General features: G+C 71.5%; 9 protein-coding genes. 6 read left to right on the top strand and 3 right to left on the bottom strand.

The window, feature by feature from the left end:
- On the top strand, positions 1–497 hold a 497-nt coding region (locus tag ABT116_RS19130), incomplete at its 5' end, for an ACT domain-containing protein (protein ID WP_351634853.1).
- Positions 498–549: 52 nt separating this feature from the next.
- Here ABT116_RS19130 and ABT116_RS19125 read toward each other — a convergent pair.
- Positions 550–2091 carry an MFS transporter gene (locus ABT116_RS19125; RefSeq protein ID WP_351634850.1) on the bottom strand — a complete coding sequence of 514 codons (1542 nt, stop codon included), beginning with the start codon at positions 2089–2091 and terminating at the stop codon, positions 550–552.
- Between the two features lie 86 nt (positions 2092–2177).
- Here ABT116_RS19125 and ABT116_RS19120 point away from each other — a divergent pair, with 86 nt between their 5' ends.
- Entirely contained in the window at positions 2178–2756 is a 579-nt protein-coding gene (locus ABT116_RS19120; protein WP_351634847.1) for a TetR/AcrR family transcriptional regulator, read from the top strand.
- 4 nt (positions 2757–2760) lie between these two features.
- On the opposite strand, the gene ABT116_RS19115 is transcribed toward ABT116_RS19120, so the two are convergent.
- Positions 2761–3411: an HAD family hydrolase gene (locus ABT116_RS19115; RefSeq protein ID WP_351634844.1), complete on the bottom strand. Its 651-nt coding sequence runs from the start codon at positions 3409–3411 to the stop codon at positions 2761–2763.
- A gap of 14 nt (positions 3412–3425) precedes the next feature.
- Positions 3426–4823 (bottom strand): PucR family transcriptional regulator, encoded by a 1398-nt coding sequence (locus ABT116_RS19110; RefSeq protein ID WP_502983895.1) that lies wholly within the window; start codon positions 4821–4823, stop codon positions 3426–3428.
- Positions 4824–4974: 151 nt separating this feature from the next.
- Here ABT116_RS19110 and ABT116_RS19105 point away from each other — a divergent pair, with 151 nt between their 5' ends.
- The 4 genes from ABT116_RS19105 to ABT116_RS19090 all read left to right on the top strand — a co-directional run bounded on the left by ABT116_RS19105 (position 4975) and on the right by ABT116_RS19090 (position 9124).
- Positions 4975–5901 carry a proline dehydrogenase family protein gene (locus tag ABT116_RS19105; RefSeq protein ID WP_351634838.1) on the top strand — a complete coding sequence of 309 codons (927 nt, stop codon included), beginning with the start codon at positions 4975–4977 and terminating at the stop codon, positions 5899–5901.
- Positions 5902–5955: 54 nt separating this feature from the next.
- On the top strand, positions 5956–7587 hold the full coding sequence (gene pruA / locus ABT116_RS19100) for an L-glutamate gamma-semialdehyde dehydrogenase (RefSeq protein WP_351634835.1): 1632 nt from the start codon (positions 5956–5958) through the stop codon (positions 7585–7587).
- 73 nt (positions 7588–7660) lie between these two features.
- Positions 7661–8542 carry an alpha/beta fold hydrolase gene (locus ABT116_RS19095; protein ID WP_351634832.1) on the top strand — a complete coding sequence of 294 codons (882 nt, stop codon included), beginning with the start codon at positions 7661–7663 and terminating at the stop codon, positions 8540–8542.
- 39 nt (positions 8543–8581) lie between these two features.
- On the top strand, positions 8582–9124 hold the full coding sequence (locus tag ABT116_RS19090) for a GNAT family N-acetyltransferase (RefSeq protein ID WP_351634829.1): 543 nt from the start codon (positions 8582–8584) through the stop codon (positions 9122–9124).
- The last annotated feature ends 248 nt before the right edge of the window (positions 9125–9372 follow it).

The following is a 9372-nucleotide window of genomic DNA, read 5'->3' as shown; positions in this document are numbered from 1 at the left end:
TGGAGCTGTCCGCGCTCAAGGGTGTCTTCGAGGACGTCGTCGACGAGACGGTCTCCTACGTCAACGCGCCGCTCTTCGCGCAGGAGCGCGGCGTCGAGGTGCGCCTCACCACCAGCTCCGAGGCGACCGAGCACCGCAACGTCGTCACGGTGCGCGGCACCCTCGCCGACGGCGAGGAGGTGTCGGTGTCCGGCACGCTGGCCGGCCCCAAGCACCTCCAGAAGATCGTCGCGGTCGGTGACTACGACGTGGACCTCGCGCTCGCCGACCACATGCTGGTCCTGAAGTACGAGGACCGCCCCGGCATCGTCGGCACCGTCGGCCGCATCCTCGGTGAAGCGGGCCTCAACATCGCCGGTATGCAGGTGTCGCGTTCGGTGGCCGGCGGCGAGGCGCTGGCGGTCCTGACCGTGGACGACACGGTGACCGCGAACGTCCTGGCCGAGGTGGCCGCGGAGATCGGGGCGACTTCGGCCCGGTCGGTGAACCTGGCCTGACCTTCAAGGGGGCTCCGCCCCCGGACGCCCGTTCGCGTGAACGGGCTCGTCCTCAGACGCCGGACGGGCTGAGCTGATCAGCCCGTCCGGCGTCTTTCCGTACGCCCACCCGCCGCAGGGTCAGCACCGCCGCTGCCGCCGCACCGGCCAGCAGCACCGCGCCCGTGACGGCCGCCGCGTGCATGCCGCCGGTGAAGGCCTCGCGCGCCGCCGTGGCCAGGGCGTCCCCCGCGCGCCCCGGGATCCGGTCGGCCACGGCCAGGGCGCCGCCCAGGGTCTCGCGCGCCTCGACGGGTGCCGAAGCCGGGATCTCGTGCCGGAAGACGGCCGTGCCGATGGAGCCGAGGAACGCCATGCTCAGCGCGCCGCCGAACTCCGTGCCCGTCTCCAGCAGGGACGACGCGGCGCCCGCCTTCTCCACGGGAGCGGCGCTCAGGGCCAGGTCCGCCACCTGCGACATGACGGCCACGATGCCGCAGGCCAGGACGGCGCACGCGGCGAGCAGCAGCCAGAGGGAGTCCGTACCGGCCAGGGCCAGCATCACGTAGCCGCACGCGGCGACCGCGAAGCCTCCGCCGACGACGTGCGCCCGGGGGACGCCCCGCTGCACGAGCTGTGCGGAGACCGGGGCCGCGAGCCCGATGGGCACCGACGGCAGCAGGCTCCACAACGCCGCTTCGAGGGGGCCCTTGTCCAGGACCGACTGGATGTACTGGGTCGTGAAGTACGCCGAGCCCATCATGCCGAAGGCGGCGGCGAGGTTGAGGACGACGGCCGGGCTGAAGCCGCGGGCCCGGAACAGGTCCGGGGAGATCAGCGGGGAGGCCGCGGTGCGCTGGCGGTGGACGAACAGCGCGGCGAAGAGCAGGCCGACGGTCACCGACATCACGTACCGCACGTTCCAGCCCTCCGCCGCGAGTTCCTTCAGGCCGTAGATCACGGGGAGCACCGCTGCCATCGACAGGGGGACGCTCAGCAGGTCGAAGCGGCCGGGGTCCGGCGTGCGGGACTCGGGCAGCAGGACGGGGCCGAGGGCCAGGAGCAGCAGCATCGCGGGCAGGTTGACCAGGAAGACCGAGCCCCACCAGAAGTGCTCGACGAGCACGCCGCTCATCACGGAGCCGAGCGCGATGCCGGCTGTCATCACCCCCGACCACACACCGATCGCCTTGGTCCGCTGCGCGGGGTCGGTGAACATCGTGCGCACGAGCGCCATCGTGGACGGCATCAGCGTCGCCCCGCCGATGCCGAGGACCGCGCGGGCGGCGATCAGGGTCTCGGCGCTGTTCGCGTAGGCCGCGACCAGCGAGGCCGTGCCGAAGGCGGCGGCGCCGATCAGCAGAAGCCTGCGGCGGCCGATGCGGTCGCCGAGCGAGCCCATCGTCATCAGCAGGCCGGCCAGCACGAAGCCGTAGATGTCGAAGATCCACAGTTGCTGGGTGGCGCTCGGCTCCAGGTCGGCGCTGATGGCGGGGATCGCGAAGTAGAGGACGGAGACGTCCATCGAGACCAGCAGCAGCGGGAGCATCAGCACGCCGAGGGCCGTCCATTCGCGGCGGCCGGCGAGCGCGGGAGAGGGCGCTTTCGTCGTCATGGGCAGGACTGTACGAGCGTCTTAAACGCTTGTCTAGTACGGCTGTTTAATACGCCCGTCTGGATCCCGGGATAGGGTGGCGGGCCATGGGACACCGTGAGGATCTGCTGGAGGGCGCCAAGCGCTGCCTGCTGGCGAAGGGCTTCCTGCGCACGACCGCGCGCGACATCGTCAAGGAATCGGGGACCAACCTGGCCTCGATCGGCTACCACTACGGCTCGAAGGACGCGCTGCTGGCACAGGCGTACGTCGAGATGGTGGAGGGCATGTCCGATGCCTTCGAGGGCGGCGGTGAGCTGCGCGGAGAGCCGGGGTCGCTGGAGCGCTTCACCGACGTCTGGGCGAACATCATCGGAACCATGCGGGAGCCCGGTTCGATGTGGCGGCTCAGCATGGAGATCGTGGCCATGGGGGAGCAGCTGCCTGAGGTGCGGGAGCATCTCGCGCGGGCCCAGCGCGAGGGCGCGCGCGGCATCCTGCCCCTCTTCCTCGGCGGGCACGAGGCCGACGTGACGGACGAGCAGGTGGACACCCTCGGGTCCTTCTACCTGACCCTGATGATGGGCCTGATGGCGCAGTGGACCTTCGACCCGGAGAACGCTCCGGAGGCCGAGCAGCTCGCAGCGGGGCTCCGCCGGGTGATCGAGGCAGCCGAGAGGAAGTGACGTCTCACCCGGGTGCGCCGACGACCGAGTCGATGGCGGACGCGGTGTCGGGGGCGGTCCGGGTCGGGGTGAGTGCCGTACCGGCCCAGGGGCGGCCCGCCGACACCCAGACGCTGCGGGCGCCGACGCCGGCCGCGCCGGCGATGTCGGCGTGCGGGGAGTCGCCGATCACCCAGGCGCCGTCGAGCGTGGCGCCGACGGCGGCGGCAGCGGCGTGGAAGATCTCCGGCGCGGGCTTCTTGTGGCCGACGGCCTCGGAGACGACCCAGCCGTGGGTCAGCGCGTCGAGGCCGGTGATACGGATCTTCCTCTCCTGCTGGGAGGTGCGTCCGTTGGTGACGATGGCGAGTGTCCAGCCGGCGGCGGTGGCCTTCTCGAGTGCGGTGCGGACGGGCACGGACAGTACGACACGGTCGGCCGCGCCCCGGTCGAGCAGAGCGCGGACCGCTTCCCGGGGGACGCGGTCGCCGTACCGCCCGTGCATGGCCCGGGCGACCTCCGGGCGGGGCGTGTACCCACTGGCGTCGACGGTCATGAGCCAGTGGATGTCGTCCTCGGGCAGCCCGTGCTCGGTCAGGAAGTCCAGCAGCGTGGCGCGGTAGGCGGCGTCCCGGTCGATCAGGGTGTTGTCGAGGTCGAGCAGCAGCAGGGGCACGGGGCGGGCCGTCCTCACAGTCGGTGTGCCTTGAGGGCCATGTGCAGCAGCAGACGGTCCTCACCGTCGTCCAGGTCGAGGCCGGTGAGCTTCTCGATCCGGGACAGCCGGTAGTACAGGGTCTGGCGGTGGATGCCCAGCTCGGCGGCGGCCCGGGCGGCCTGGCCGGCGCAGTCGAGGTAGACCTCGGCGGTCCGGGCGAGTTCCTGGTGGACCGGGGTGAGCAGGGTGCGGGCGACGGGGTCGTGGGCGACCTCGGGGGGCAGGGCCGTGAGCAGCCGGTACGGCCCGATCGACGCCCACTGCGCGACCGGCCCGAAGCGCGCCTCGGCCAGCGCTGCCCGGGCTGCCGCCGACGCCTCCCGCCAGGCGGTCGCCGACTCGGCGAGGCCGGAGCGGGGGGTGGCGATACCGGCGGCTGCCGAGCCCGGACCGCCGCTCGTCCCGACGGGCCCGACTGTCCCGAGTCTCCCGCTGGTCCCGCCGGTCCCTCTCGTCCCGCCGGACCTGCTTGTCCCGCCAGTCCCGCTGGTCCCGCCAGTCCCGGTCCCGTCGGACCTGCTTGTCCCACCCGTCCCGCCTGACCCGCCCGTCCCGCGCTCCGGGCCGCTACCGCCGTGCGCCCGCTCCATCAGCCGTCCCGCAGCCGTGGTCGCCGGAGTCAGGACGTCCGGGGAGCGCAGGCGGATCAGCACCGCCAGACACTGGGCCGTCGCCCCCCACGGCAGGGTGCACAGCGCCGTCGCACCCGGGACCGCGCGCACCGACGGAGCGTCGTCCGGGTCTGCCGAGGGCCAGGGGGCGACGCACATCAGCGCGTGGAGGCCGTCGGCGCGGGGACCGAGGGCCGTGCGGAGCTCGGCGACGGCCATGTCGCTCTGCCAGCCGGACTCGGCGGTGAGGACGGCCCGCAGCTCGCGGCTGAGGTCCGCGCCGTGCTGCGCCTCGTCCGCGAGCAGGGCGCCGATGCGGGCCGTGACCCGCATGGCGGCGGAGAGCTGGCGCTCGCTGGGGCCGGGATCGTCGTCCAGGAGCCAGATGTAGCCGTGCACCACGCCCCGGTGGCGGACCGGCAGGCAGATCCGGCCCCGGTAGACCCCGGCCTCCGGTGTCGGAGGGATGCGGACCGGGGCCGTCGCGCGGGTGATGCCGAAGCCCTCGAACCAGGCCCGGACCGCCGCCGTCGAACGGCGGGTGAGGATCGAGCGGGTGCGCACCGGGTCCAGGGCCGACGGATCGAGGTCGCCCTCACTGTCGTAGGCCCCGAAGGCGATCAGCTCGAAGTCCCGGTTCTCCAAGGTCGCGGGCGCGCCGAGCAGCTCCGAGATCTCGTCGACCAGCTCCTCGTAGTCGCCCCTGTGTTCCGACGTCACCCGGGCATTGTCGCGTACTTCCCGGGCCCCTTCATACATCTGTCTGAGATCTGCGGCACGGATGCGTGACAGCTGTCGATGGCCGACGATCGGAGGGATCCTTAGGTTTCACGGTGGTTCTCCGTGCCGTACCCGACGCGTCGTCCGCGAGGGGTCCGGCCTTCACGTTGCTGGTGCTTGGAGGTGCCCCGTGCTGGGTCCCGTGATTCTCGCCGCGTCTCGCAGCGACCGGATGCGACGCCTGATCTCGGCGGCCCCGGTGACCAAGCAGGTCGTCGACCGCTTCATCCCCGGCGAGGACGTCGACGACATCGTCCCCGTCGTCCGGAGCCTGACCGAGCAGGGGCTGGAGCTGACGATGGACGTCGTCGGCGAGGACATCACCAACCCCGCGCAGGCCGCCGCCGCCCGGGACGCCTACCTGGAGCTCGTCGACCGCCTCAAGCCGCTGGAGCTCGGCACCCGCGCCGAGATGTCGGTGAAGCTGTCGATGTTCGGGCAAGCCCTGGACGACGGCCACGAGCTGGCCCTGAAGAACGTCCGCCCCGTCGTCGAGGCCGCCGCCGAGATCGGCACCACGGTCACGCTGGACGCCGAGGACCACACCACCCTCGACTCGATGTTCGCCATCCACGAGGAGCTGCGGAAGGACTTCCCGCAGACCGGCTGCGTCATCCAGGCCTACCTGTTCCGCACCGAGGCCGACGCCCGCCGGCTCGCGGAGAGCGGCAGCCGGGTCCGCCTGGTCAAGGGCGCCTACAAGGAGCCCGCCTCGGTCGCTTACCAGGACAAACACGAGATCGATCGGGCGTACGTTCGCATTCTGCGGACGTTGATGCGGGGGGAGGGGTACCCGATGATCGGGTCCCACGACCCGCGACTGATCGCGATCGGCCAGGAACTCGCCCACCAGGCCGGACGCAAGCTCGACGAGTACGAGTACCAGATGCTCTACGGCATCCGCACCGACGAGCACCTGCGGCTGGCCGCCGAGGGCCACCGGATGCGCGTCTACACCGCCTACGGCACCGACTGGTACGGCTACTTCATGAGGCGCCTCGCGGAGAAGCCGGCCAACCTGCGCTTCTTCGCACGCAGCATGATCACCAAGGGCTGACAGCCCCACGAGGGCCGAGACCGAAACACCGCTCAGTAAGGAGTTACGGAAAAAATGGACGCTGTGACCCAGGTCCCCACCCCCGTCAACGAGCCGGTGCACGGCTACGCCCCCGGCTCGCCCGAGCGGGCCCGGCTGGAGGCCCGGCTGAAGGAGCTGGCCGACAACCCCGTCGACCTGCCCTGCACCATCGGCGGCGAGAAGCGGATGGGCGGCGGCGAGGCCTTCCAGGTCGTCCAGCCGCACAACCACCAGGCAGTGCTCGGCACGTACCGGAATGCCACGCAGCAGGATGCCCAGGACGCCATCGACGCGGCCCTCGCCGCCGCCCCCGCCTGGCGTGCCCTGTCCTTCGACGACCGCGCGGCGATCATCCTGCGCGCCGCCGAGCTGCTGTCCGGGCCGTGGCGCGAGACGCTCGCCGCCTCCACCATGCTCGGCCAGTCCAAGACCGCCCAGCAGGCCGAGATCGACACGCCCTGCGAGCTGATCGACTTCTGGCGCTTCAACGTCTCCTACGCCCGCGACCTGCTGGCCGAGCAGCCGCCGGCCAACGCCCCGGGCGTGTGGAACCGGCTGGACCACCGCCCGCTGGAGGGCTTCGTCTACGCGGTCACGCCCTTCAACTTCACCGCCATCGCGGGCAACCTGCCGACGGCCCCGGCCCTGATGGGCAACGTCGTCGTCTGGAAGCCGTCCCCGACGCAGACGCACGCCGCCGTGCTGCTCATGCAGCTGCTGGAGGAGGCCGGTCTGCCCAAGGGCGTCATCAACCTCGTCACCGGTGACGGCATCGAGGTCTCCAAGGTCGCCCTGGAGCACCGCGACCTCGCCGGCATCCACTTCACCGGCTCGACCCCCACCTTCCAGTACCTGTGGAAGACGGTCGGCAACAACATCGAGAAGTACCGCACCTACCCTCGCCTCGTCGGCGAGACCGGCGGCAAGGACTTCCTCGTCGCCCACCCGTCGGCCGACCCGGCGATCCTGAAGACGGCGTTCACCCGCGGTGCCTTCGAGTTCCAGGGCCAGAAGTGCAGCGCCACCTCCCGGGCGTACATCCCCGCATCGATCTGGAACTCCGGCTTCAAGGAGGAGCTCGCGGCCGAGGTCGACGGCATCAAGATGGGCGACGTCACGGACCTGTCGAACTTCATCGGCGCCGTCATCGACGAGCGTGCCTTCGCCAAGAACAAGGCCGCCATCGACCGCGCCAAGGAGGACCCGTCCTGCACGATCGTCGCGGGCGGCACCTACGACGACTCCGTGGGGTACTTCGTCCGCCCGACCGTCATCGAGTGCACCGACCCGGAGAACGAGGTCTTCCGCACCGAGTACTTCGGCCCGATCATCGCCGTGTACGTCTACGAGGACGACAAGTACGACGAGATGCTGACCCAGATGGAGTCCGTCTCCGACTACGCCCTGACCGGCTCGGTCATCGCGAACGACCGCGCCGCGGCGGCCTACACGGCGGACAAGCTGCGCTACGCCGCCGGCAACTTCTACATCAACGACAAGTCGACCGGCGCCGTCGTCGGCCAGCAGCCCTTCGGCGGCGGCCGCGCCTCCGGCACCAACGACAAGGCCGGCGCCCCGCAGAACCTGATGCGCTGGACCCTCACCCGCGCCATCAAGGAGACCCTGGTCCCGCCGACCGACTACACGTACCCGCACATGGGCTGACCCCGCCCGCGCGCCGACGGGCCAGGTCGAAAAGACCTGGCCCGTCGGCCTGTCCGGCGGAAACACTGGCGCCATGGCGAAGACGGAGACGGTGACCAGCGACGACGGCGTACGGCTGTGGGCCCAGCGCTCGGGCCGGGGCCCCACGCCCCTGGTGCTGTGCCACGGCGGCCCCGGACTGTGGGACATGTTCGACGACGTCGCCGGTCTGCTCGGCGATCTCGCCACGGTGGTCCGCTGGGACCAGCGCGGCTGCGGGCGCTCACAACCCTGCGACGGGCCGTGGACCGTGGAACGCTCCGTGGCCGATCTCGACGCCGTACGACGGCACTTCGGGCTGGACCGCATGACACTGCTGGGCCACTCCTGGGGCGCCCAACTGGCGCTGCACTACGCACTGGCGCACCCGGACAGGGTCGGCACGCTGGTCTACGTCAGCGGTACGGGCATCGGCCCGGACACCGACTGGCACGCCTCCTACCGGGAGAACCAGCTCGCCCGGCTGGGGGAGCGGCCCGAACGTCTGGCGCGCTGGCGGGAGCTGACGGACACGCCGGGGCGTGACGAGGCCCAGGAGCGGGAATGGGCGGTCCTGCACTGGTCGGCCGAGTTCCCGGACAGCGGCCGGGCGGTGGGGTACGCCGAGCGGATGGCCGAGCCCTGGTTCGGGATCAACCTCGCCTGCAACGGACAGCTGAACGCCGAGGCGAGGAGCGTCTGCGGCACACCGGCTCTGGCCGCCGCCTGCGCGGCTCTGGACGTGCCCGTGCTGGTCGTCGACGGGGCGAAGGACATCCGGCCGCGGTCGGCGGTGGACTCACTGGAGCGCACCCTGCCGCGTGCGACGCGGGTGGTGCTGCCCGAGGCCGGTCACCTGCCGTGGGTGGAGGACCCGCGGGGCTTCCGGGAGGCGGTGGCGGCGAGCCTCGGGCCCGGGACCGCCGTGCGCCGATAAGCGGTCGAGAGCCATCCGGCCCGTTCGGATACTGGTGCGATGACCACCCGAACCCGCACCGCCCACACCGCCGACCTCGCCCCCGCCGAACTCCGCGCCGTACGGGCCCTCCTGGACGCCGCCTTCGACGGCGACTTCGGCGACGAGGACTGGGACCACGGTCTCGGCGGTATGCACGTCCTCGTGCATGACGGCTCGGGGCTCGTCGCGCACGGCGCGGTCGTGATGCGCCGGGTGCGGCACCGCGGCCGGTGGCTGCGCACCGGGTACGTCGAGAACGTCGCCGTCCGCGCCGACGCGCGCCGCACCGGCCTCGGCGGGCTGGTCATGGCGGAACTGGAACGCGTCGTCGACCGCGCCTACGACCTCGGCGCCCTGTCCGCGAGCGACGAGGGCGCCCGCCTCTACACATCCCGGGGCTGGCGGCTCTGGGACGGCCAGGTGCATGCCCTCAGCCCGCTCGACGGCATCGTCCGTCTGCCGGAGGAAGAGGACAGCACGTACGTGCGGCCTGCCCTCGCCGGTCCGCTCGACACCGCGTACGAGCTGCTCTTCGACTGGCGCGACGGTGATGTGCTCTAGAGATCACCGCAGGTCAGCGCGGTGTGACCCACTCCACCGTCTCAGATAGTAGGAAGTCCGAGTAATTGTGGAGACAGACGCTCCGCGCTCCCTTAGCTTTGTAGGAGCCGAACGTCTCGCTCGACCAAGCGAATGGCGGTCGTGAGCCGGGCCCCGTGCAGGCAATCCCTGCGGCACCGCTCCCCGCCCCATCCGGCGTCTCGATAACCCTCCCTTGCACTCCGTGCTGTCGAAGGAGTCGATTTCCC

Origin of the sequence: Streptomyces sp. NPDC002130 (assembly GCF_040296465.1) — a bacterium.
In the GTDB taxonomy this organism is placed as follows: domain Bacteria; phylum Actinomycetota; class Actinomycetes; order Streptomycetales; family Streptomycetaceae; genus Streptomyces.
Note: the sequence above shows the minus strand (reverse complement) of the source record. Positions and strands in the feature narration are given on the sequence as shown.

What these genes read in the sequence shown, in the direction of transcription:
- ABT116_RS19125 (WP_351634850.1), bottom strand. Translation starts at nt 2,091, where the DNA reads ATGACGACGAAAGCGCCCTCTCCCGCGCTCGCCGGCCGCCGCGAATGG.
- ABT116_RS19120 (WP_351634847.1), top strand. Translation starts at nt 2,178, where the DNA reads ATGGGACACCGTGAGGATCTGCTGGAGGGCGCCAAGCGCTGCCTGCTG.
- ABT116_RS19110 (WP_502983895.1), bottom strand. Translation starts at nt 4,823, where the DNA reads ATGTATGAAGGGGCCCGGGAAGTACGCGACAATGCCCGGGTGACGTCG.
- pruA (WP_351634835.1), top strand. Translation starts at nt 5,956, where the DNA reads ATGGACGCTGTGACCCAGGTCCCCACCCCCGTCAACGAGCCGGTGCAC.
- ABT116_RS19095 (WP_351634832.1), top strand. Translation starts at nt 7,661, where the DNA reads ATGGCGAAGACGGAGACGGTGACCAGCGACGACGGCGTACGGCTGTGG.
- ABT116_RS19090 (WP_351634829.1), top strand. Translation starts at nt 8,582, where the DNA reads ATGACCACCCGAACCCGCACCGCCCACACCGCCGACCTCGCCCCCGCC.